This is a genomic window from Bacillus sp. RE35, from assembly GCF_052146655.1.
GTDB lineage: Bacteria > Bacillota > Bacilli > Bacillales > Bacillaceae_G > Bacillus_A > Bacillus_A cereus.
On sequence record NZ_CP197377.1, the window covers coordinates 2423089 to 2447430 of the forward strand.

A 24342-nucleotide genomic window follows, 5' to 3' on the forward strand; every position below is an offset into this window, starting at 1 on the left:
TTTCTTCTTATAATTGCTCAAGTAATTCTAATTCTTTTTCTACAAATAGCATTAGTTCTTTAATTGTTTCACCAGAAAAATCAAAACGAATACCGGCTGCATCATACACTTCTTTTATAGATTGCGAGCTTCCTAGTGATAATGCCTTTTTATAATTTTCTAGCGCTTGCTTAGGATCCTCTTTATATTGTTTATACATTTGTAATGCACCAAGTTGGGCGATCGCATATTCAATATAATAAAATGGTACTTCAAAAATATGGAGTACAGGTAGCCAACTCGTTGCTATCCAGTTTTCGTAGCCATCAATATGTATGACGCTAGACTGATAATGTTTTTGAAGTTGTAAGTATTTTTCATTTCTTTCTTCAGAAGTATGACTTGGATTTTCATACAGCCAGTGTTGAAATTGATCGACAATAAGCATAATAGGTAAATATGAAATAACATCTTTAAAGAAGTTAATTTTTGCTTGTTTTAAATCTTTTTTGTCTGTATAGAAGGTATCCCAATAATTAAGCGAGAATAACTCCATTGTCATACTGGCTAGCTCAGCTGTTTCAGCTGGAATTTCTATATACTGTCGTAATTTTAATGGTTTTATGAGTTCGTTATGAATACTATGACCCATTTCATGTATAAAAGTGACAATATCATCTTGTGTATAATTTAAGTTCATAAAAATATAAGATAATTGTGAAGCTGGTAAGTACTCACAAAAGCCACCAGCTGCTTTTCCTTTGCGGCTTGTTAAATCAAGACAATTGTGTTTATACATTCGGGTTAAAAGTGCTGAAAATTCAACATCTAGTTTATTAAAGATATGAGTGCTCTTTTCAATTAAATCATTTTCATTTGCAATAGGTTTAAGTACTTTTTGATCTGGAGTTACAGCTGATACATCCCACGGGCGAAGTGTATCCAATTGCAGTTTATCTTTTTTCTCTAGCAATATTTTATCTTTAAGAGGCACAACATACTTACGTATGGATTCAGCTAGTTCATAGCAATCTATCGCTGAATAATCAAAACGCTCGTATTTTTTGAACATATAATCGCGATAATTCTCTAGTTGAATATTTTTTGCTTTTTGATGGCGAATTTCAATTAATTGATTTAATATGTTTTGGAGTTCTTTTTCAACAGATAAAAATTGTTCAGAAATAATGGTTTTTGCCTTTTTACGGGTGTCACGATTCGAATCTTGTAAATAGGATTGTAATTCTGTTATCGTTTTTTCTTCTCCGTCCCAAATTCCACTTAATCCTCCAGTGATTTCAAAGTACTCTGTGACTAATTTGTCTTCCTTTATTTCTAATTCGATATTTTCCTCACAAAATAACTTTTGAGCATTTTTTATTTTTGTATCTAATAAACCATATACGTTAGAATCTAATTCCATTCGAAAAGGTGACTCTAAATATTTATTATCCAATAAATTTTGGTACCGCTTTAAAAGTGGCTTTACAAATTGTTGATCATGTTCAAAAGTATCCTTTATTTCTTCATCATCCGTATTACATTGAAAGGCGATGTAATGTGATCTTAATTGTTCTTCGATGTCCCAAATTACTTTTGACTGCTCTTTTAACCAATTTTCAAGGTCTAGTTTTGAAGAAATCATTTTATTTAATAAAGTCGAAAGAGTTTTTTCCAATTGTAGTACATTACTAATATCAATCGTATTTACATGTTGCATTATATATCCCTCACTTTTTATTTATTCATAGAGATATTCTATTTATTAATTGTAATTCCCTTGTTAAGTGGGGTAAATGTGAAATAATGTTAAATTTAATAATTAAAGAAGGTATTTATATGTCAAAGTAAAAAGTTTATCGTAAATGAAAATATATGGAGGGGTGCTGCATGAGAAAGGGAAAGAAGTTACTTGTATTTTTATTTCCACTTGCTTTATTATGTGCCTGTGAGAATGACATTGAAGATGCTAAAAGTGAAGATTCTATAGTGATGGATATTGCCACAGCAGCGGTAAAGGAGGAATCTTTTTTTAGTGCTGCTATAAGAGATGAAAAAGAAAGAATATTAGATTTAGAGATTGCTGATAGCGAAGATAGTAACGAAATAAAAAATGATATTAATAAAAGATTGGTGATACAAGGTGTAACGTCTTATAAAATCAATATAACTCAAAGAAATAGAGAAGTTGTAAAGGCAGAGAGTAGATGGAATCAAGTTTTTGGACATATATTTGATGACGTATTCAGAAAAAATGGATATGAAGGGTTTGGTATTCAGCAAATAAATTATAAAAAGAATCAACCTGTTACCATTGATATAAAAACTAAGATTAGCGATGATGAAGTAGGGGCGAGAGAACTTGGACAGAAAATAGAAAAAGAAGTTGAAGTTGTACTTAAAACAGAAGCAGTAAAGAAATGGATTGAAAATGATTCATATGCTATTGGGATTTACGATATAGATGATCGGAAAATTAACTAATTGAGGAATGAATGCTATATGAATGAAAAATCGATATAATTAAATATAGAATTACTGAAGGAGGTGTAAGATGTATAAGTATTTACATATTTTAAACGACATAGAAAATATGATTCAAAATGGAGAAATAAGAGAAGGAAAGAAATTACCGTCTATACGGTCACTCGTTACGCAATATGAATGTAATAAGGCAACAGTTATACGTGCGCTTCATGAATTAGAAAAGCGTCACATTATATATTCTGTCCCTCAAAGTGGATACTACGTTGTTAAAAAATCAGAGAGTACTATAGAAAATAACGAGATAATTGATTTTGCCTCCTCAGCACCAGATCCAGATGTTTTTCCGTATTTAGATTTTCAACATTGTATTAATAAGGCTATTGATACGTATAAAAATGATTTGTTTGTATATGGAACGCCGAAAGGCTTACCATCTTTAATACCAGTTATTCAAAAACAACTAGCAAATTATCAAGTCTTTACAAAAGAAGAAAATATTTTTATAACATCAGGTGTTCAGCAGGCACTTGCTATATTAACTTCTATACCATTTCCGAATGGAAATGAAACTGTATTAATTGAACAACCAACATATCATCTATATATTGATTATCTAGAAATAAATAAAGTTCCTGTAATCGGTATTAAACGTACGAATGAAGGTATCGATTTGAATGAATTGGAGCAAATATTTCAAACCGGAAAAATAAAATTCTTCTATACGATACCGAGATATCATCATCCGCTTGGAACGTCTTATTCTAAAGATGAGAAAGAAAAAATCACACTATTGGCTAAGAGATACAATGTATTTATAGTGGAAGATGATTATTTAGCAGATTTAGAAACTGATTCAAAAGCAGATCCATTATATAGCTTGGATAATTGTAGTCATGTCATATATTTGAAAAGTTATTCGAAGATTATTTTTCCAGGTTTACGGGTTGGAGTTGCGGTCATTCCACCATCCATTGCAAATGCGTTCTATACATACAAAAAGATACTAGATATTGATAGTCCGATGATTTCTCAAGCGGCTTTAGAAATTTATATAAAGAGCGGTATGTTTGAACGTCATAAAAGTAAAATTAATTCTTCCTACTATAATAGATCAATAAAACTAGCAGAAACATTAGAAAAAGTGCAAAATGAAGATCCATCATTATTTACATATAATAGACAAAACACATTTGGAATACACACTTGTTTAGAAATGCAGAAAAACACAGTTACAGAAACACTTATACAAAAATTAGGTGACAGGCAAATAAGTGTCGATACTATTGATAAGAATTATATGAGGAATTTTCCTAAAGAAAAACTGTTAAAGTTAAATGTTTCGAATGTAAAAGAAGATAAGATTGAAGAAGGTATTCGTAAAGTAATTGAGGAAATCAAGCAATTAAGACAGTTTAATTTTCAGTTTAGAAAAGAATAATTTGAATTAGGAGGTTCGTTGTGAGGCGCAAAATCATTCTCTTGTTTGTATGTAGCGCTATAGTGGCAGGTGCAATTGTTGTGATTACATATTATAAAAAAGAGGATTAATGCATAGCAGTTGCAAAGTATTCAAGAGGTATTATCGTAGATTAAAATAACGAACCTATAACTAATGTGAAAATTTATGAAGATTCAATTGAAAGTAAGATGCGTAGTATTTCAAATGCACAAGGTGAATTTGAAATACCACATGGAGTTTGTGGTGAAATTGCATTAAAATTAGTTACTCAGAATGGGGAAGTCTATACGAGAAAATATGATAAGAATCATGTGTAAGAAGAAAACTAAAGGTGAATAAAATGAAACCATTACAGAGAAAAGTAGCAGTTGTGGACGGAGCAACTATATATGTAACTGAATAACTATATGTTTTTTAAGAGCGCTCTTAGAAAAGAGTGCTCTTTTTCATTAATGTAAATATTTACTTAGCATCTTTTTAAAATGATTTTTATCATAATTTACATATTGCGTAGCTGTATTTCGTATTGGATCTCCGGCATAAAATCTTTCATACAATTCGTGTCTAGATCCTAATGGACTTCCAATGATATCCCAGGCTAACTTAAATAATTTTGTGCGTTGTTCGGCATCTATATTCGTTCCTTTAAAGTGCTTTTTCAATAAATTAGCTATCGGACTTTGGAAGTCATTCGAGCTCGAAGGAAGTTGAATGAACCCACCTGCTCCAATTAATTGTAAAATTTCTATTGCACGGGGATAATATTTGGAACCAAGATTCCTTGCAGTTTCAATATATTTAAAATTCGGCAAATAAGTTTTCGTTTCATTTGTAGTACCTTCAACTTCTGCAGCAATTAAAAGTGCGCGAATTGTTTCGATTTGCATAATTAATTCCCCAAGCTTCTCTTGAACATGCAAATAAGTAGTAGCACCGATCGCTTCAGCAATTTCACAAGTAATTGCAGTTATAAATTCTAGCTTTACTACTAATCGTACAATTGCTTGGTGATAAGCTAAACTACTAGAAGCTACATCTGACTTTATTGCCCATAACGCTTCAGGGTTGTTATATAGTAAGACTCGTTCCCATGGTACAAATACATTATCAAAGATTAATAGTGCATCCATTTCATCGTACTGTGAGCTAAGAGGGGAATCAACTGTAATTGAATGTGTATTCGCAAATGGTTCTCTACAAACCATATGTAATCCAGGGGAATTGGCTGCCACGATGAGAAAGTGAGCTAAATCTTTTTGAGTATCAGTCAGTTTTGCTAATGGATAGATTAATAAATCATTTGAATAAGGAGAAGCAGTACCAATCATTTTAGCACCACTTAAATAAATTCCATCAGAAGTTTTTTTCGTAACTCTTAGTAATCCTAAGTCGTTTGTATTCAACATTGATTCTGTAGATCGATTTATTTGTGGATCACGTTGAACTACGCTTAAGAATAAGTGATTATCTCTTGCTTCTTCATAATAAGATGTAATTTTATCTGGAAACTGTGCATCGAATTTTTTATAAAAATATTTTGATACGTACCAGCCAGTAAGTCTCGATCTTGCGTAATCAGATAGTCTACTCATTACACCGTCTGTAGCATAACTCCACGTTTCAAAAGCGGTTCTCCTCATTAATAATTCGTTATAGGAATTCGGAACTAAAAAGGCTGTATGGACAAATTCTTTCGTTTTTGGACTAACATATCCAACAGAATCTCTTCGTATTGGATCATCAAACAATGTAAATAAATTAGAAATGGTACTTAATGTTCCTGCAAAATGTTTGTCTGCAGTTACATCTACTTTTTGTCCATAGAGCCAAACGTTACGACCATCTTGTAAGCTCTTTATATAGTAATCTTTCAAATTTTGCATATTTCCTCCTTCTAAAGACTATTCATATATTTGGACATCTTTTAATGGTGGGGAATATACGTGGAAAGTTATTACTGCTGAATCTGTAGCATTATACATTTTATGCACAGTATCTTTTTTTACTGTGAAAATATTTCCCTCTGTAAACTCTTCAATCCGCTCGCTATTATTTTCGTACGTTATATTTTGTAACGTACCATTGACTATTAGTATACATCCTACAGATATTCCATGATCGTGCACAAAGGTCTTTGCTTTGCTGGGGAAATTTAATACTAAAATCTCTACGAATTCAGACTGATAGATAACGTTCCTTCCGTATTCAAGATTAACTGGTGAAGTAATAAAAGGAGCTATTTTATGAAGTGAAATATTTAATGATTGAATAGTGTGTATTAAATTGAACGTATCGTAGTTACATAGGTTATTAAATGCCTTTCTTATGTTATGAATCAATTGCATGTACAACTTCCTCCTAAGCATTTGCAGTGAAAGAAAGTAATCTCCTATTATATCGTGTGTAGTCGATTACATAACATTGTATTGAATAAATTCAAAAAGGTGACTGGTTTTAATTGGGTAATATTTGCTCTGGACTACATGGTAATTAATTCCTTTTTTATGGTATGCTTGAACTATAGCCCGCTTTCTATTGGAAAGGTGATGAAATAAATGGCAGTTCTTTTAGTGGATAATCTATATCAAATGTCTATTGTTTTACTGATCTTATGTTCATTTTGTTTTTATAGATATTTAAAGAAAATAAAAAGGGAAAGAAAGCTTACAGGTTTTGAAATTACGATGTATATCGTGACGCAACTTGCGTATTTCATTTGGGCGGCAAGGACTTTTCTTAAAATGTTATCAGAATAGTAATCTTGAAGTATTAGACGCTGAACAGAAAGGTACAGGAGCATTAAAGGTATAAACGTGGGCAAGGGTAATTTATCATCTATTAGGTAAATAAATTTAGTCGAAATTTAGATGGATAACAATATTACTTATAACATCTTTATAAAAAGAGAGGATATAAATGGAACAATATAAGTTAATTGTAAAAGGGCCTAAACAACTTGAGTGGGAAACAAATGAAATTAAGGACATACAGGACGATGAAATTATCGTTAAAACAATCGCAGGATTGATAAGCATTGGGGCCGAGTTACCACAGTATAATGGATCCGATGTTACAGATCCGCATCCTTTTTATCCAAGAAAAACTGGATATGAAAGTTATGGTGAAGTGATTGAAGTTGGTAATCAAGTAACACATGTAAACGTAGGTGATAAAGTAGTTTCTTTTTATGGACATGAAACGATAGGGATAGTTAAGGCGCATAAAGTAATTCGAGTGCCTAGTTCTATACAACCTAAAATTGCTTTATTATCTATTCTTTCATGTGATGCCGCTAAAGGAGTATTGAAACTAAACCCGCGACAGGATGAAAAAGTACTTATAATTGGAATGGGAGTTATTGGTTTACTCGCTTGTTATTTCTTAAAATACTATGTAGGCATTGAGCACGTGGATGTTGTTGAGCCTAATAAAAATAGAAGAGATTTTGCAAAGAAGTTTGGTACGAAAAACATATATGATTCAGAAGAGAAAATAATAGAAACATATGATTATGGTTTCGAATGTTCTGCTACAAATAGTGGGTTCCATACTTTGCAAAAAGCTCTTAAAACTAATGGTAAAATATGTATACTGTCTGATGGCAATATAGAAGAACTAACATTAACTGCTAACTTTTATCAGAAAGAATTGCAAATCATTGGATCAAGTGATGGATACGATTATCAAAAGCATGCAGATTGGTTTTTTGAAGAAATAGGAAAAACACCATTTATAGAAGAGATCTTTCAACATGAAATACATTATACTTCACTCATACAATGCTTTGATGAATTGAGTTTAGGGATAATTAAACCATTAAAAGTATATGTTTCATATGAATAACGAAAAAAATGAGAAAATATTTGTCACATACCTTACAAATGTTTCGTCACATTTATGATTATTAAATGAGGAGGAACACATATGAAAATATTTGTAGCAGGTGCAACGGGTGTAATAGGACGTTCTTTATTGCCAATGTTAATAAAAAATGGGCATACAGTTTTTGCGATGATCCGTAATACTTCGCAAGTAGAAGCAATGAAAAAGGTTGGTGCCATACCAGTAATAGCTGATGTATTTAATAGAAAGGCTGTATTTTCTGTATTAGAAGAAACAAATCCCGATGTAGTTATTCATCAATTAACGTCATTATCTTCATGGGATTTTGAGGATAATGCAAAAATTAGAACAAAAGGCACTCGTAACCTTGTCGATGCAGCTAAAAATGTAGGGGTACAGAAAATAATCGCTCAAAGTATTTCATGGGCGTATGAACCAGGGGATACATTTGCGACTGAAAAAGATTCACTACATATTACTGCTTCCATGCCTCGACAAGTCACTGTTAATGGCATATTGAAATTAGAAGAAGCTGTTACTGAATTACCTGAATCGGTAATACTTCGTTATGGCACATTATACGGACCAGGAACATGGTATGCGGAAAACGGATTAATAGCAAATCAAGTTCGTAATAATGAAATTATTGCATCAGACGGGATAATCTCGTTTATACATGTCGAAGATGCTGCAAGAGCTACTATGCTATCCCTTAATTGGCCTTCAGGAATCGTAAATATTGTAGATAATTATCCAGCAACTAGTAAAGAATGGTTACCAATATATGCAGCAGCGATAGGGGCACCTAAGCCTAAAGTTCAAGATGGGAAAAATAGTTGGGAAAGAGGAGCTTCCAATAATAAAGCACGTAAAGAGTATGGTTGGATACCTTTATTTCCATCATGGTCTGAAGGATTTAACAACTTAATAGGTAAGTAAAACACACCTTTAATGGGAATGATAGTAAAATACACCATTAAAGGATTGGGTTATTATGAATATAATTTGGGAAAGTATTATATTAACTTTTACTGGAATAATTGTTTTGAAAATGACAGGTAGTACATCTGTCAGCCAAATGACAAGAGCTGAAATCATTATAGTTGTATCAATTGGCCGTATTATTGTAGAACCTGTATTAAGTAGAAAAGTAGTCCCATCTATATTCGCGGCTATCATATTTGCAAGCATATTACTTATCATTCATTTCTTTGAATTGAAATCAAGGAAGGTGGAACAATTTTTAAATGGAAGTAGTATTATAATTGTTGAAAACGGAGAGGTTGTAAAAGAGAATTTGATGCAGGCAAAAATGTCGGAGCAACAACTATATATGCAATTAAGAGAAAAAGGGATTCATGACGTAAAGAGTTTACAGCAAGTTACAGCGGAACCGAATGGTCGTATTGGTTATCAATTAATAAAAGAAGCAGAACCAATAACTTTAGAAATGTTAGAAAAAGTATTAGATCGGTACAATATAAAAAGATAATTTCTCGTGAGAAAAAGCCAATACTATAACGGAAGTATTGGCTTTTTTATTTTTCTACAAACGTAAGGATTAATAAAATAGGGTGGATTTTAAACCAATCATTATAATAGATATAGGCTTATAATTGTGCTATATTCAATGGACTTATAGTGAATGTGGTAAAAAACTAATTTGGCATAGGTAGACGCAGCGTTAAAATTTATAAGTTTTTAATGTGATACTAAAAATGGATTGAAAATAAGGAGATAGATACATAATGGAATTTTGGGAATCAAGTTTTATCGAAAAACAAACGATGTGGGGATTTGAACCTACAGAATCTGCAATTTTGACAAAAGATTTTTTTCTTGAAAAGAACGTTAAGAATATATTAGTTCCGGGTATTGGATATGGAAGAAATGCAAAGGTTTTTATCGAAAATAGTATAAATGTAACAGGTATTGAAATTTCGAAAACAGCGATCGATTTAGCAAGAGAAAACGGACTAGAAGATGTTAGTATGTATCACGGTTCAGTAAACGAAATGCCTTTTGATAATAAACTGTATGATGGGATATTTAGTCATGCACTTCTTCATTTGTTGAATGAACAGGAAAGAGAGAAATTTATTGAAGATTGTTATAATCAGTTAAAACCAGGCGGATATATGGTTTTTACAACTGTTTCTAAAAAAGCTCCCATGTACGGAAAAGGAAAACAGTTGGATAAAGATTATTATGAGATAATGGAAGGTGTAAAAATGTTCTTTTATGATTCTGAATCTATAAAAAAAGATTTTAATCAATATAGATTAGTACAAGTTTCGGAAATTGATGAACCAAATAAGAACATGGCAAATAAACCTTCAATCAATTTCTTAATGATAAAATGTAAGAAAGAACGATAACTAAAAGTTATTAAGAATGATTAAAGATGTTTATATATTGATTATGCACAAATAAAAAGGACAAGCATATAATATAAATACCTTTTAACTTTAAGTAACCTTAACTTTCGTTAATAGGGTATCTCAAAATCCCCAAAAGAGCACTTGCGGAAACAAGTGCTCTTTTATTTTTTGTTTCATAAATATTTATAGTTGCAAATTTCGTGCAATAAAAATAAATCTGAGAGAAATAATCATATCTTTATTATACGATTATTTCTGAACTACAAACGATATAGCATTTGTTTTTAATTGAATGTGTCTTTCATTTCGAACAATATCATAAGCTAATTCTTTTATTTCAACTTTTAGTTCTTTCCATTCTTTATAAATGCTTTTTAAAGTACTTATCATTTCTTCGGTTGAAAGATTAATTTCAATTAAAGCTTCTAATTCTTCATTCGTTATTGAATCAATTTCTTGTATGTTAGAGTTAATAATTAAACAATTAATACCGCCGTTTTTTGTACCTCTTTTCATAGAGTGGAGTACATTTTTAAAATCTTCTTCTGATCTGACATGTTCTAAACTTGATACTGCAACGATATAATCATAAGCGTTAGAGTCAATATGATAGTTTTCAATTGCTGCTTCTTCTGTTTTTATAACCTCGAATACATCATGTTCTTTGCTATAAATTTGTAGCTTTGTTAAAGCGGAATTAAGTAAATCAACACATGTAACGGTGCCGCTAGTATTTTTTATTTTTTTTGCAATTGGAACGCTATTTCTCCCAACGCCAGAGCCAAGGTCAAGTACTTGCAAGTTGTTTTGTCCGTCAAAGTGGTTCATCAAGTCCATAACCGTTTTAACTGGTTTGAAAAGCCAAGAGCCAGCTTCAAACAGTTTATATTGTTCATAGCAAAGGTCGTGATATTTCTTTTCTTCTTGTCTTATGTAATCGATACGGTTCACATTGTTTCAGCTCCAATATTTTTATTGCAAAATGAATAGGTGGGACAGCCTTTAACATTTGTTTGAATTCGAAAAATACCACCAGCATGTGGATACTCTTTTAATTCGTTATCACTCATTCTTGTTCTGGCTGTTGTAACATATAAATCTGTTAAATTAGGCCCACCAAATGTACATGATGTTACATATAACGCGGGAATTGGAATGCTTAATATTTGTTCTCCAGTAGAGGGATTCCATCTAGTTATTTTTGAACCTCCCCAATGTGCAATCCATAAACAACCTTCTTCGTCAATTGTCATACCATCAGGTAGACCATCATTTTCAGAGAAATTGATTACATCACTTGGATTATGAATGTCTCCAGTACGTATATTATATTGATAGCGAACCACTTTTTTAGTAGGTGTATCTATAAAGTAAAAGTATGTATGATCAGGTGACCAAGCAATTCCATTTGATGTATTTACATGTGAAACTTTTTTCTCTACACTTAAATTATGATGTAAACAATACAAGGAACCTGCAGCATTCATACCGTATGTATCTGTAGAACCTGCCCAGAAACGACCAGCTGGATCACATTTTCCATCATTGAAACGATTTTCTATTAAATGTGGTTCAGGGTCAAAAATATGTGTCAGTTTTTCTGTATTTACATTAATAGAATAAAAGCCGTTTTCCATAGCTAAGAGTAGTACATCCTCTAAATATGGAACAACACAGCCAATTTGTTGATTGAGAACAATTACTCGGTTCGTATTAGCGGTAGGAGTATATATGCATAATTTTCTCTCCATAATATCAACCCAATATAAAAGTTGCTTTTTTCCATTCCAACATGGTCCTTCAGCTAAACTTGCTTTAGCATCTAAAACTAATTCTATATTACTGAACAAGATGTTCACCTCGCGTTATAAGATATTAATATAATTCGATAAGAATAGAGGTAAACCTTTTAGTCAAAGGATATTAAAATTTATACTGTAGAAAAATGACCTTCTCAAGTGATTAAAAAAGTGTATAAACAAGGAGAGGAAAATGCATATGATGTTTTATGAGATTGTTTGCTTTTCTTGTAAGAATATATTTCGTGTTTACGAAGGCAGTGAAAAATATAAGCGATTTAAAGAGAAACCAAAAGGGGCATATTGTTGTGATGAGTGTAGCCACAAAATTCAATTAGAAGCGATAAAGAATTTTTTTAGATAATTTTACGATTTCGATTCGGAAAAGTTTGACAATAAAAGTGTTATAAATTATCATATTAAAAAACTAATATTTAAGGCATAGAAGAGAAGAGTAGTTAAGAAAGAATACGTACAGAGAGCTCTGGTAGCTGAGAAAGAGCGGTATACATCTTAATGAAAAAAGACTTGGAGCTGCGCAAGGAACTAATTTATTTAGGGATGGTGCGACGGGTTCTCCCGTTATAGAGATAGGGTATAAGCATATTTTGCCGTACCTGAAGAGGTTAATATGGTGACATATTAACAAACTGAGGTGGTACCGCGAAGCTAACAACTCTCGTCCTCAAGATGAATAATCTTGGGGGTGGGAGTTTTTTTGTTGCATAAAACTGGAAATGAGAAACAAAAAATAATTGAGGTGAGTAATATATGCATTGGGCGTATGAAGTAGCACATGAATTAATTAGGAAACATCCAAATAAAGAAATGTTTGTTTGTGCATCTGGAATTAGTCCGTCAGGTTCTGTTCATATTGGGAACTTTCGTGAAATCGTAACGACTTATTTCGTAGTAAGAGCACTTCAAGATTTAGGGAAAAAGACTCGTTTTATATTTTCGTGGGATGATTATGATAGGTTTAGAAAAGTTCCAAAAAATATTGATCCATCTTTTGCAAAGTATATTGGTATGCCATACTGTGATATTCCAGATCCGTATGGATGTCATAACTCGTATGCGGAGCATTTTGAAAAAGAGTTTGAAAAATCGCTTCAAGCATTTGGAATTGAAGTAGAATTTATTTATCAACATGATGAATATAGAAGCGGAAGGTATAACGAAAATATATTAGAGGCCTTGTATAAACGAAAAGAAATATATGATATTTTAATGGGTTTTAAAACTAGAGAGTGTAGTGAAGAAGAGCGAGAGAGCTTTTATCCAGCTATATTATATTGTGAGAGATGCGGAAAAGATACAACAACTATTACACATTTTGATGAAGTATTAAAAACAGTCCGGTATGAATGTGAATGCGGAAATGAAAAAGAGTTATTCGTATTAAATACAAATAAAATGAAACTAAACTGGAAAATCGATTGGCCGATGAGATGGATGATAGAGGATGTTATTTTTGAACCGGGCGGTAGAGATCATTCATCAGAAACGGGTAGTTATAATGTATCAAAAGAAATTGCAAGGAAAATATTCAATCGAGAAGCGCCTCATTACGTTGCTTACGATTTTATTGGTATTAAAGGGAATCATGAAAAAATGTCTAGTTCTTCAGGGAATAGTATTACACCAAGCAATTTATTGAAAGTGTATATACCAGAAGTAATTCTCTTTATGTTTGCAAAATACAAACCAGGCGCTGCTTTTCATATTGGGTTGGATGAAGATGTGATTCGTAATTATACAGAGTATGAGCGATTGAAAGATAGTTATGAAAATAAAACGCTCAAAAATGAAGATTTATTTGATGCAATTAAAATCTCTAGAGTTGATAGTGAGATTAAAGAATATCCGAAATTTAATCAAGTAGCAGGAACGTTACCATTATTAAATTTTGATTCAACTATTTTACAGGGGATATTAAAGAAAATAGATAGGAGCTATGCATTAGATGAAATGAGAGCGATAAGTAATCGCGCAGAGTATTGGATAAGAAACTTTCAATCTGAAAAATTAATCGCGGTAAATGAGGAGAAAAATGCAGAGTTTTACTACACATTAGATGAAAGGCAGAAAGAACGGCTAGTAGAAGTTTGTAAAATACTTCGTTCTAATAAAGATTACTCTAACTTAATGGAGCAATTATATGCGATTTGTCATCATGAAAATAAAAAAATAATGAAAGAAAATCAAAAACAATTATTCACTATTATATATAAGCTCATTATGAATCAATCAAATGGTCCTCGTATACCATTATTAATACATGTAGTAGGCATAGAAAATTTCATCACACTATTAGATTTCTAAAACACAGTTAAAAGCAACGCAAGTACCAAAATTTCTAAGTACTTGCGTTGCAAATTTTACTATCGTGAATACATTTTCGGACATTCATCACCACTTGGTTCATAAAAACAATGGCTTTTAAACTGTCCTACAAATGGCTGATTATACCATTCAGGCGGACAAGCTCCAACTGGACGGAAATACCAAAGAGCCCATCGTGCAGGCCAGCGCCATTGACCTTGTAAAACTTTTCGTGCGATTTCTTTTTCTGATTCACGAGCGCGTTGATAAAAATATCCATATTGTACTGCTTCAAATCCGCCGGGGCTTTGATATACAGCGTCTCGTACGGTACGGAGTTGTTTAAAATCTAAGCAATCACAAAATACACGGTTTACTACAACGCATCCAACTAACTCCTCACCTTGGCGACCTTCGCCTTCAGCTTCAGCACGAATTAATCGAGCTAGTAAATCAACATCACTTTCGTTGTATGGAATAAGGGGCATAGTGATACCACCTTTCTGTTATAGTAAAGAGTGTATGTTATAAAACAATCTGCGTGCTTTTTTACATAAAAATAACATTTAATTTTAAGAGGAGCTTGTATAAAAAAAGCTAATTAGTAATAGTAGATAAATATAAAAGGGAGAGGTATTATGTATCGAATTCATAAAGACCATATCATTTACTCAATGTCACCAGAAAATAAGCCGTGTATGGAAGTAGAAATTGGGAGCAGTCTTGTATTTGAAACATATGATTGCTTTGAAAATCAAATCGATTCTGAAGATGTTGTGTTACAAGAATTAGATTGGAACCGAATTAATCCAGCGACTGGACCTGTATATGTTAAAGGAGCAGAACCTGGCGATATATTAGTCGTAACGATTGAAAAAATTGAAATTGCAGAGCAGGGCGTTTTAACTACAGGTGCAAACCTTGGTGTAATGGGTGATGAGTTAAATGAAAATACAGTGAAAATTGTCCCAATACATAATGAATATGTTTTGTTTTCAAGTGAACTACAAATCCCGATTAATCCAATGATTGGGGTAATTGGTACTGCACCGAAAGAAGAGAGCATTTCATGTGGCACACCGCATGATCACGGCGGGAATATGGACTGTAAAGAAATTAAAGAAGGAACAACATTACTACTACCAGTTAATGTCCCAGGAGCACTATTAGCATTAGGTGATTTACACGCAGCAATGGGTGATGGTGAAATTGGTGTTAGTGGTGTAGAGGTTGCTGGTGAGGTAACGGTAACAGTTCAAATTATAAAAGGAAAACAATGGCCATTACCAATGGCTATTCAAAAAGAAAAAATGATGACGATTGCTTCAGAGAAATTGTTAGATGATGCAGCAAATCGTGCTGTACGTAATATGGTGACATTTTTACATGAAGAATTAGCAATGTCTAAAGCTGATGCAACGCTTTTATTATCGGCAGTAGGTAATTTAAAAGTTTGCCAAGTTGTGGATCCGCTGAAAACAGCGCGTATGGAACTAGGAATGGATTATGTGGAGAAACTAGGATTTACTTTTAGTAAATTTCATATTAAATAGATAAGGGACGAAAAAGGATACTTTTGTATAAAAGCATCCTTTTTTTAATTTACTGATTTTGTGAAAAGAGGTAGTATTTATTTTATATAAGTATATTTGAGATTGTGGATTAAAAAGGAGTTCAATAATGGTCAAAATTATGATTGTAGAAGACGATATGAAAATTGCAGAACTATTATCGACACATGTTGCGAAATATGGTTATCAAGGAGTTATTGTATCGGACTTTCAAAATGTATTAAACATTTTTTTAGAAGAACAACCAGAGTTAGTTTTATTAGATATTAATTTACCGAGTTTTGATGGGTACTTTTGGTGTCGTCAAATTCGGGGAGTTTCAACATGTCCGATACTATTCATTTCGGCCCGTGAAGGCACGATGGATCAAGTTATGGCGTTAGAAAACGGTGGCGATGATTTTATTCCGAAGCCTTTTCATTATGAAGTTGTAGTGGCGAAAATTCGTAGTCATTTAAGACGTGCATATGGAGATTATGCACCGAAATTAGAAGAACGAATGATTGAACAACAAGGTCTTTGTTTATATCCCGAAAGACTTGTATTGAAACTTAGAAATGACGAGATTGATATAACGAGAAACGAAGCCATTTTATTAGAGACATTAATGAAAAATTATCCGCGTGTTGTGAGTAGAGAAGTGTTACTTAATAAATTATGGGATAGTGAATCTTATGTTGATGATAATACATTAAGTGTAAATACAACACGTGTGCGTAAAAAGTTACAAACGTTGCATATAGAAGGTGCGATTGAAACGATTCGTAGTGTTGGATATAGATTTCATATTACTTGGGATAATGGTATAGAAAAATGATAAGGTTGTTTATACGTGATCATATACCACTTATTTGCTTTACCATAATTCAACTACTAGCTATATTTCTCGTATATTGGTTTGATGGGCATAATCATATTACAACGGCGTTATATGCAATGTTTCTAGGTGTTTTCTTTATGGGAAGTTATTTAGTGTTTCGTTATTTTACACATCGTTCTTTTTATGAGCGCCTAGCAAACCCGATGCAATCTTTGGATGAATCTGTTCAAAAATCTGATTTTGCAGCTGTATCGGCTGCTCTTCAAGAACTACTTGAGGTGCAATATCGACATTATCAAAATCAGCTGCAAATGCAAGAGAGAAAAAATAATGACCATTTAACCTTTATGAATCAGTGGATTCATCAAATGAAAACACCTTTATCTGTAATAGAATTAATTACACAGGATGAAGTAGATTCACGTTTTGAAAGTATAAATGAGGAAACTGATCGATTAAAAAAGGGATTAGAAATGGCTCTGTATGTCGCACGTTTAGAAGCATTTACACAAGATTTTTATGTAGAAAGAGTACAACTACATAAAATAGTGAATGATTCGGTACATGAGCATAAACGTTTCTTTATCCGGAATTTTGTATATCCAGAGCTTGAAATTGATAAGGACATTACTGTAGAAAGTGATGCGAAATGGTTACAATTTTTAATCGGACAAATACTATCGAATGCGATTAAATATTCATCAGGTAGTAGAGAGAAAATTAAAGTGAAAGCTTGTAAGGAAGGTAATAATGTTATACTTGAAATTGCTGATAATGGTGTAGGTATACCGAAGCAAGATTTACCAAGAGTATTCAAACCTTTCTTTACAGGAGAAAACGGTAGAGATTTTAAAGAATCAACTGGAATGGGGCTATATCTCGTATATGAAATTACGAAGCAATTAGGACATAGTGTAGAAATCTATTCAGAAGTTGGTAAAGGTACCGTTGTACGTATTATATTTTTTAATGTGTAAAATGACTCAGGCTAAAGAACTTTTGAAATAAGTTTTTTAGCCTTACTTTATATGGATTAAATGAAATGATATACAAGACTGGTATGATTCTAATAAAAGATCGTGTAAGTATGTGTAATGACACAATAATAAATAAGGCTGTTAAATGAGAGGGATTTAATAATTTATTAATATATAAATAGTTTATTGTAAGAAAAAAGCTCGCCCTTTAAAAGAGCTAGCTTTATGAATTTTAATTAAGTAAACAAACTTAATAATTTATATCCAATTAATCCCAAAATAGTGATAGGAATCATCATTAAGAAAGAAGAAATTCGATGAGCATTAGAGCGTTCTAATACAAGAATCAAGATAATCCCGACTATGACTTCGGTATATCCAACAGGTAACATGTGACTATAGTCTTCAAAATTTAAAAGAATGTGAAGTCCATCTGTTACAAAAACTCCACTAATAAGTGAGCTTCCGAATTTATGAAGTGGATTTGTAGTATCTTTCCATAGAAAACCTGCAATTCCAAAGATAGTTCCTCCTATACATGCACATACAATCCATACAGATATAAAATAAATAGAGTGAGCTATATTTTTAATAACTATTGCATAACCATAGTAGCCTAATACCATTCCGAATAGTGCAAGGATACCAGAAAGTATAGCTGTACGCTTAGAATAACTAAAGCTAGCCACAAAAAAGGATGGAACTAACCAAACGCTTCCTAGATTAGCTAATGAATTCCAATGTCCAGGAAGTATACTTTGCCCCAATTTAGTTAGTATACCAACAATTATCCCTACTATAATCGGGATGAGAAAAATCATTAAAAACATATTTAACTTTGTGATTTTTAATGTCCTGTCCATAAAATCAATCCTTACATTAATATTTTCTGTAAAAATATAATAGCTTATTACAAGGGGATAATCAATAAAAAATTATCGATAAACAATAATTTATTGTTGGGTAATGAATAATATTTTGTTTTTATACAAAATTTATCCCGCTTTAATGGGCAGTAAGACCCCCACCTCAAAATTCAGCGAAAGCAAAGAAATTAGGTGGGGGTCGGGCTGCCCATAAAAGTCCGATTGGTTCAACTAATAATCAGTGTGGATGAAGAAAACCCCCACTGATTAAAGTTTCACTTTATATAAGAGAGAGTGCTTAGAAGTTTACTATTGGGGAAATCTAAAGGACGTAGTACAATCAATGTAATTTGTGCTTGTTCAATATGAAGCTAAGAAATGATAAATAAGCCTAAAAGAAAGCAATCTTTTTAACAGCACAAATAATTGCATTTACTCATACAGTACTAGTATGGTACAATATGGTTATTAATGACGGAAAGGAATGATGGGTGGACGATGATTAACTAATCTTATTTTTAAATGTTGAAATTCAATAAATTTCAATTTCTAAAAAATAGGATTAGTCTGCCCAATTCCAAACAACGGTATTGCTATTTATATTGCGCAATAGCTTATTTGGGTATAAATAATGTAATGACTAATCCTGCCAAATTTATTTGGGAGGATTTTTTTATTCTCCCTTAATGAAAGGGATCGATATTTATGAAAGAACTATTAAAATTAAATGATGTTTATGTTGAAATAAAAGAAAATATGTTGTTAGAGAAAATGAATGTGACAGTAAAACAAGGGGATGTTATCGGATTAATCGGTAAAAATGGTGCTGGTAAATCAACGTTACTTCAATTAATAAATGGGAAGATTGAACCTTCAAAAGGTACTGTTGAATGGATGCAAATGAATATGACAACAGCATATGTTGAGCAAGAAATAGAATCTTTTATTAGTAATGATGTAATTGCAAAAGAAGCAGAACTTCTTGCGAAATGGGGCGTGCCAACGAACGATTTTCATACTTTAAGTGGTGGTGAAAAGCTGAAAATTCGATTAGCAAAAGGATTTGCTGAAAATCCTAATGTCTTAATATTAGACGAACCGACAAATCATTTAGATGAGATCAGTACGGGATTTCTCATTAAACAAATAAAAAACATGAAAGGTACAGTTATCGTTGTATCGCATGATCGATATTTTTTAGATGTTGTCGCAACAAAAATATGGTCAATTGAGGACAAAAAATTAATTGAGCATAGTGGTAATTATACGAGCTACATGAAAGCACGTGAGCAAAAAAGAAAGTCGCAGCAGCGTGAATATGAAAAGCAGCAAAAAAAGATAGAACAAGTAGAAACACATATAAAAGAATTGAGTTCATGGTCACAAAAGGCACACGCGCAGTCTACAAAACAAGAAGGTGTGAAAGAATTCTATCGTGTAAAAGCGAAGCGAATGGATGCACAAGTGAAGTCAAAACGAAAACGACTTGAAAAAGAGCTGGAGAAAGCGAAAGTAGAACGTGTGAAAGAAGAGTATTCAGTTGAGTTTTCTATTCAAGCGAACAAAAAAGTAGGAAAACGTTTTTTAGAAGTGAAGCAATTAAAAAAAGACTTTCATGGGAAAGTATTATTTGAAAACGTTAATTTTACAATTCAGCACGGTGAGAAAGTTGCGATTGTTGGACCAAACGGTAGTGGGAAAACAACATTACTGAAGATGATTATGGGAACGGAAACTGCTGAAGGAGAAATATGGATTTCACCATCTGCGAACATCGGCTATTTAACACAAGAAGTTTTTGATTTACCGCTTGATAAAACACCAGAAAATTTATTTTTTAAAGAGACGTTTGAAGAAAGAGGAAAAGTCCAAAATTTAATGAAACATTTAGGGTTCCAAGCTTCTCAATGGAAAGAGCCGATTGAGCATATGAGTATGGGAGAAAGAGTAAAATGTAAGCTAATGGCTTATATTTTAGATGAAAAAGATGTACTCATTTTAGACGAACCGACGAATCACTTGGATCTACCTTCACGTGAACAACTTGAAAATACATTAGCTGAGTATAACGGAACATTAGTAATTGTATCTCACGATCGATATTTTCTGGAGAAAACAACTAACACAAAACTCGTGTTTTCAAACAATACGATACAAAAGCAGCTAGAAGAACCTACGAAAACAAGAGATGATATTGAAGAGCTACGTTTAACGCTAGAAACAGAGAGACAAGAAGTATTAGGGAAATTAAGCTTTTTAACTTCTAACGACAAAGAATATAAAGCACTGGATGAACGGTTTATGGAACTTACGAAGCAGATTAAGGCACTATAATGTATTTGTAAGCGTGATTAAGGGGGATGGTTACATTCCCATCAAGCTAATCAAGTAAATTACTAGATACGAAATGCTTCTTGTTTCAAAACTAGTAAGTGATAAAAAAGTAGGCATGCTAAAGAAGCCTATTAAAAAGTGATTTTTCGCTAGGCAGCTTGTCTATGCTTCACCGTCGTGTTATACACAATCCCTAGAATATCAAAGACGGTCATATTCTTATGTCTATGATATTTACGACCGTTCTTTTTGAGCAGTTGATAAAGGCGATGCAGAATTTTTAAAAGTTCTTCTGTGCCAACCGCTATCGCTTGAAACAGTAAAGGAAAGTAATCTTTAATCATATAAATCGCTTTGTATTCACTCAGTTCCTGCTTTTTCTTTTCAAGCAGAAACTGTCGCATTTGAAACATTGTAGAAGAACAAAGGAGAATACCTATGAGTTGCCCATATAAATGACACTCTAGGTGTTCTCTTTTTATATTTTTACATTCATCAATTTCAAAGAATGACTTCCGCGTTTTAAACAAAATTTCAATCTGCCAACGAAGTGAATATAATGAATGCACGTAGTTCGTCGGTACTTCTTCTAGCGACGTGTTTGTGATATATACATTCATGCTCATTAAACGTTTACTTTTATCCTTCATGACAATGCCTTTCTTCTTTTCACGTATTGCTTGGTTTTTCAGACGTATTTGCGTTTGATCATCGGTTAAACGATGGATAATAACACGTGCTGGAAGTTTCTGGTTTTGACCAATGTATGCCTCGGGGATTTCCATCGTTTCACCAGGGATTAGACCAGACAGCATTTGTGTCATATCAAGCTGGATGTATTCCGTTTGCTTTTTTAACGTACCATTGTTGTAATATTGGCTTACGTTAAGCTTGTGAAAAAAATATATTCATGTATAATACAATTGATGTATGATACATTAGTTGTAGGAGGGTGACCTATTTGAAAAGAGAAGATGCCTTAAAACTAAGAACAGATATTAAGAAAATGATTATAATAACTGGGGTTTTTGAATCTCAAAATTTGCCCAATGGGCCATTTGAAAAACCTTTACCAACTTCTCAAATGATGGCGTTAGAGGAACTAGAGGTGGAAAAATTAACTGTTTGGCAACTATCCAATAAACTTAGATTAGAGACTTCAACTGTAAGTAGATTGGTAGATAAGTTAGTAAAAAAGGGGCTTATTTATCGTGAAGTAAATGAAAAAAATAGAAGAGAACTTTTTCTGCACCTCACAGAAAAAGGTCACATAACTGTTAATTGCTTAAGAGAGCAATCCATTACATTTTATCAAAGTATTCTCAATAATTTATCAGAATCAGAACAAAAAATAGTTGTGGATGGTTTTGAATTATTTATTGATTCTATTTCTAAGTCTTTTGATTAGAGTGAGGTAAATCATAACATTTGGAGGGTAAAATGAGTTTGGATTTTGAACGTCCTATTATTGAATTAAAAGAGAAATTGGATGAATTAAAGAAAATTATGAAAGAAAATAATGTAGATTTATCGCCAGAAATTCATGTATTAGAAAAACGTTTAAATAAAATGCAAGATAAAATTCATTCTAATATTACACCTTTTCAACGAGTTCAAATTGCAAGGCTACGTAACCGGCCCACGACATTGGACTATATACCTTTATTGTTTACAAACTTTCTCGAACTTCATGGTGATCGATTATATGGTGATGATAAAGCAATGATAGGTGGTATTGCAAAATTTAAAGGGATGCCCGTTACGGTTATTGGTCATCAAAGAGGTAGAAATACAAAGGAAAATATAGAAAGAAATTTTGGAATGGCACATCCAGAAGGTTATAGAAAAGCGCTAAGACTTATGAAACAAGCTGATAAATTTAATCGCCCTATTATTACATTTATTGATACAATAGGCGCCTATCCAGGGAAAGGGTCTGAAGAACGTGGAATTTCTGAAGCGATAGCTCGAAATCTATTTGAAATGGCTACACTTAAAGTGCCAATTGTTTGTATTGTAATTGGAGAGGCATCAAGTGGTGGAGCTCTTGGCATTAGTGTCGGTAACCATATCCATATGTTAGAGTATTCATGGTACTCGGTAATTTCGCCAGAAGGAGCAGCATCTATCCTATGGAAGGACGCTAAGTATGCTCCAGAAGCTGCTGAACATATGAAAATTTCAGCAAAAGATTTAAAACATTTAGGAATCATTGATGAAATCATTCCTGAAATTAAAGGTGGAGCACAAAATGATATAAAATCACAGGCAAAAGTGATTGAATCTGTAATCGAATCATCTCTGAAAAAATTGATACTATTATCCTCGGAAGAGCTTATACAACAGCGGTATGAAAAGTATAGACAAATAGAGAATTATAAATGAAAATATTTAAAGTCCGTATTACATTTCGGAGGATTCTCGCGAAAAAATTCTAAATATTTCGTAATCAGATTCTTAAACTGGGATATGCTGATACTATTACTCTACAAAAGGTGTGTGATCGGTATGGAAAAGGAAAATTTGTTCAAATGGATGCATTATCACATACCCATCAACTTAAGAAATTGATTGTTCCCGAAAACGAAAAAATGAGCTAAATTCTCATAAATAACTGTAAAAAGGTGAAAATTTCGGTATGGGGGTATCTCAAAAGCTTAGGTTGATGGCAATGGGGGATGGTCATGGAAATAGAAAATTCCGCTAAGTTATTTAGGCTAGATTGTGGTGAAATTTACTTACAAGAGTTTTCCACTAAAGATGCAGAGAGTATTTATAACATATCCAATCAACCGGAAATAGAAAAGTTTTTACCGGACTGGAAATCGACGAAAGAACAAAGGGTTAATTGGGTTGTAAATTATGAAATACCAGAAAATAAAGCGTTTCTTCATGCAGTGAGAACTACGACTAACATAGATGATCACATATTAAGACTAGGAATATTTAAGAAAACCACAAATGAATTTATTGGATGGTGCTGCACAGGTATGAAAGAAGAACTCCCTTCACCAAACAGAGAGATAATGTATGCTATCTCAAATGAACATCAAAATCATGGCTATGCTACAAAAGCGACTAAAGGTTTAATTGACTTTTTGTTTAAAGAAACAAATTTAAATGTCCTTAACGCAATTGCTTTAATTAACAATGTAGCATCAAATAAAGTTATTGAAAAATGCGGGTTTATTTATAAGACCCAACAGAGGATAGAAAATCAAATATATAATCATTATATATTGAGAAAATCTGAGTGGATAAAAATATAACGTTGGGTAGTAAAAGACCGATAGCAATCGGTCTTTTACTCCTTTATATAATAAATCTTTATTATACATTATATTTCCTACTACTATACAATTATTATAAGATAGTTATGCGTTAATTTTAGTTTGAAAATAGTTTTATTATCAGTTTTTTTAGAAATCTTACAAGCGTGTAAGATAAATGAAAGACGAATCAATATGAGCTGTAAGACAATTCATTTACACTCTGTTATGA

23 protein-coding genes, 2 pseudogenes and 1 other annotated feature are annotated in these 24342 nt (G+C 32.4%); of the genes and pseudogenes, 17 read left to right on the plus strand and 8 right to left on the minus strand.

From position 1 onward, the window contains the following. Positions 1–7: 7 nt before the first annotated feature. Positions 8–1699 carry a M3 family oligoendopeptidase gene (locus tag ACTL4X_RS12455; RefSeq protein WP_001164954.1) on the minus strand — a complete coding sequence of 564 codons (1692 nt, stop codon included), beginning with the start codon at positions 1697–1699 and terminating at the stop codon, positions 8–10. A 170-nt stretch (positions 1700–1869) separates the two neighbouring features. Between ACTL4X_RS12455 and ACTL4X_RS12460 the strand changes: the two genes are divergently transcribed. From ACTL4X_RS12460 to ACTL4X_RS12470, 3 genes and pseudogenes are all read left to right on the plus strand, one after another. Continuing rightward, a complete protein-coding gene (locus ACTL4X_RS12460; RefSeq protein ID WP_001225383.1) occupies positions 1870–2463 on the plus strand; it encodes a DUF4030 domain-containing protein in 594 nt (197 codons plus the stop codon). Positions 2464–2533: 70 nt separating this feature from the next. Further along, positions 2534–3904: an aminotransferase-like domain-containing protein gene (locus tag ACTL4X_RS12465; protein WP_000280124.1), complete on the plus strand. Its 1371-nt coding sequence runs from the start codon at positions 2534–2536 to the stop codon at positions 3902–3904. A gap of 113 nt (positions 3905–4017) precedes the next feature. Next, positions 4018–4242, plus strand: a pseudogene (locus ACTL4X_RS12470) (hypothetical protein). A 132-nt stretch (positions 4243–4374) separates the two neighbouring features. Here the strand turns inward: ACTL4X_RS12470 and ACTL4X_RS12475 are convergent. Together ACTL4X_RS12475 and ACTL4X_RS12480 are read right to left on the minus strand one after the other, a co-directional pair. After that, positions 4375–5808, minus strand: a complete 1434-nt coding sequence (locus ACTL4X_RS12475) for a 4-hydroxyphenylacetate 3-hydroxylase family protein (protein WP_234574452.1) — start codon at positions 5806–5808, stop codon at positions 4375–4377. A gap of 18 nt (positions 5809–5826) precedes the next feature. Further along, positions 5827–6270, minus strand: coding sequence for a cysteine dioxygenase (locus ACTL4X_RS12480; protein WP_001176009.1), 444 nt, complete (start codon positions 6268–6270; stop codon positions 5827–5829). Between the two features lie 210 nt (positions 6271–6480). On the opposite strand from ACTL4X_RS12480, the gene ACTL4X_RS12485 reads away from it, so the two are divergent. The 5 genes from ACTL4X_RS12485 (at position 6481) to ACTL4X_RS12505 (ending at position 10146) form a co-directional block, all read left to right on the plus strand. Continuing rightward, positions 6481–6681, plus strand: coding sequence for a hypothetical protein (locus ACTL4X_RS12485; protein WP_144560657.1), 201 nt, complete (start codon positions 6481–6483; stop codon positions 6679–6681). Between the two features lie 160 nt (positions 6682–6841). Continuing rightward, a complete protein-coding gene (locus ACTL4X_RS12490) occupies positions 6842–7768 on the plus strand; it encodes a zinc-dependent alcohol dehydrogenase (RefSeq protein ID WP_000438846.1) in 927 nt (308 codons plus the stop codon). 81 nt (positions 7769–7849) lie between these two features. Continuing rightward, positions 7850–8707 (plus strand): NAD-dependent epimerase/dehydratase family protein, encoded by an 858-nt coding sequence (locus ACTL4X_RS12495; protein WP_000689433.1) that lies wholly within the window; start codon positions 7850–7852, stop codon positions 8705–8707. 55 nt (positions 8708–8762) lie between these two features. Then, positions 8763–9260: a DUF421 domain-containing protein gene (locus ACTL4X_RS12500; RefSeq protein WP_144560658.1), complete on the plus strand. Its 498-nt coding sequence runs from the start codon at positions 8763–8765 to the stop codon at positions 9258–9260. 256 nt (positions 9261–9516) lie between these two features. Then, on the plus strand, positions 9517–10146 hold the full coding sequence (locus ACTL4X_RS12505) for a class I SAM-dependent methyltransferase (RefSeq protein WP_086403823.1): 630 nt from the start codon (positions 9517–9519) through the stop codon (positions 10144–10146). Between the two features lie 252 nt (positions 10147–10398). On the opposite strand, the gene ACTL4X_RS12510 is transcribed toward ACTL4X_RS12505, so the two are convergent. Further along, positions 10399–11100, minus strand: a complete 702-nt coding sequence (locus ACTL4X_RS12510; protein WP_144560659.1) for a class I SAM-dependent methyltransferase — start codon at positions 11098–11100, stop codon at positions 10399–10401. Next, a complete protein-coding gene (locus ACTL4X_RS12515; protein WP_144560660.1) occupies positions 11097–11999 on the minus strand; it encodes an SMP-30/gluconolactonase/LRE family protein in 903 nt (300 codons plus the stop codon). The genes ACTL4X_RS12510 and ACTL4X_RS12515 overlap by 4 nt, the downstream gene beginning before the upstream one ends. Positions 12000–12141: 142 nt before the next feature. On the opposite strand from ACTL4X_RS12515, the gene ACTL4X_RS12520 reads away from it, so the two are divergent. Both ACTL4X_RS12520 and lysS read left to right on the plus strand, forming a co-directional pair. After that, a complete protein-coding gene (locus tag ACTL4X_RS12520; protein WP_000551042.1) occupies positions 12142–12312 on the plus strand; it encodes a DUF2197 domain-containing protein in 171 nt (56 codons plus the stop codon). Positions 12313–12381: 69 nt separating this feature from the next. Next, positions 12382–12638, plus strand: a binding site (T-box leader). An 81-nt stretch (positions 12639–12719) separates the two neighbouring features. Then, positions 12720–14273, plus strand: coding sequence for a lysine--tRNA ligase (gene lysS, locus ACTL4X_RS12525; protein WP_234574453.1), 1554 nt, complete (start codon positions 12720–12722; stop codon positions 14271–14273). Between the two features lie 59 nt (positions 14274–14332). Here the strand turns inward: lysS and ACTL4X_RS12530 are convergent, their stop codons facing one another. Then, positions 14333–14761, minus strand: coding sequence for a cell wall hydrolase (locus ACTL4X_RS12530; RefSeq protein ID WP_001128402.1), 429 nt, complete (start codon positions 14759–14761; stop codon positions 14333–14335). A gap of 150 nt (positions 14762–14911) precedes the next feature. Between ACTL4X_RS12530 and ACTL4X_RS12535 the strand changes: the two genes are divergently transcribed. The 3 genes from ACTL4X_RS12535 (at position 14912) to ACTL4X_RS12545 (ending at position 17641) form a co-directional block, all read left to right on the plus strand. Next, the gene (locus ACTL4X_RS12535) at positions 14912–15826 is read left to right on the plus strand and encodes an acetamidase/formamidase family protein (protein ID WP_000285669.1); all 915 of its coding nucleotides are present in this window, start codon (positions 14912–14914) and stop codon (positions 15824–15826) included. Positions 15827–15953: 127 nt separating this feature from the next. After that, the gene (locus tag ACTL4X_RS12540; RefSeq protein ID WP_000238994.1) at positions 15954–16661 is read left to right on the plus strand and encodes a response regulator transcription factor; all 708 of its coding nucleotides are present in this window, start codon (positions 15954–15956) and stop codon (positions 16659–16661) included. After that, positions 16658–17641 (plus strand): sensor histidine kinase, encoded by a 984-nt coding sequence (locus tag ACTL4X_RS12545; protein WP_002183605.1) that lies wholly within the window; start codon positions 16658–16660, stop codon positions 17639–17641. Before ACTL4X_RS12540 ends, ACTL4X_RS12545 begins: the two co-directional genes overlap by 4 nt. A gap of 236 nt (positions 17642–17877) precedes the next feature. Here ACTL4X_RS12545 and ACTL4X_RS12550 read toward each other — a convergent pair whose 3' ends face one another. Further along, positions 17878–18504, minus strand: coding sequence for a DUF6518 family protein (locus ACTL4X_RS12550; protein ID WP_000376264.1), 627 nt, complete (start codon positions 18502–18504; stop codon positions 17878–17880). Positions 18505–19212: 708 nt separating this feature from the next. Between ACTL4X_RS12550 and abc-f the strand changes: the two genes are divergently transcribed. After that, positions 19213–20841, plus strand: coding sequence for a ribosomal protection-like ABC-F family protein (gene abc-f, locus ACTL4X_RS12555; protein ID WP_000661372.1), 1629 nt, complete (start codon positions 19213–19215; stop codon positions 20839–20841). A gap of 149 nt (positions 20842–20990) precedes the next feature. Here the strand turns inward: abc-f and ACTL4X_RS12560 are convergent. Next, a pseudogene (locus ACTL4X_RS12560) lies at positions 20991–21719 on the minus strand (IS4 family transposase); the annotation flags it as partial. An 83-nt stretch (positions 21720–21802) separates the two neighbouring features. Between ACTL4X_RS12560 and ACTL4X_RS12565 the strand changes: the two are divergent. The 3 genes from ACTL4X_RS12565 to ACTL4X_RS12575 all read left to right on the plus strand — a co-directional run bounded on the left by ACTL4X_RS12565 (position 21803) and on the right by ACTL4X_RS12575 (position 24110). Next, complete coding sequence (locus ACTL4X_RS12565; protein ID WP_016122572.1) at positions 21803–22249, plus strand: MarR family winged helix-turn-helix transcriptional regulator; 447 nt, start codon at positions 21803–21805, stop codon at positions 22247–22249. A 32-nt stretch (positions 22250–22281) separates the two neighbouring features. Continuing rightward, entirely contained in the window at positions 22282–23226 is a 945-nt protein-coding gene (locus ACTL4X_RS12570) for an acetyl-CoA carboxylase carboxyltransferase subunit alpha (protein WP_017656680.1), read from the plus strand. A 299-nt stretch (positions 23227–23525) separates the two neighbouring features. Beyond that, positions 23526–24110, plus strand: coding sequence for a GNAT family N-acetyltransferase (locus ACTL4X_RS12575; protein ID WP_017656679.1), 585 nt, complete (start codon positions 23526–23528; stop codon positions 24108–24110). Positions 24111–24342: the final 232 nt, after the last annotated feature.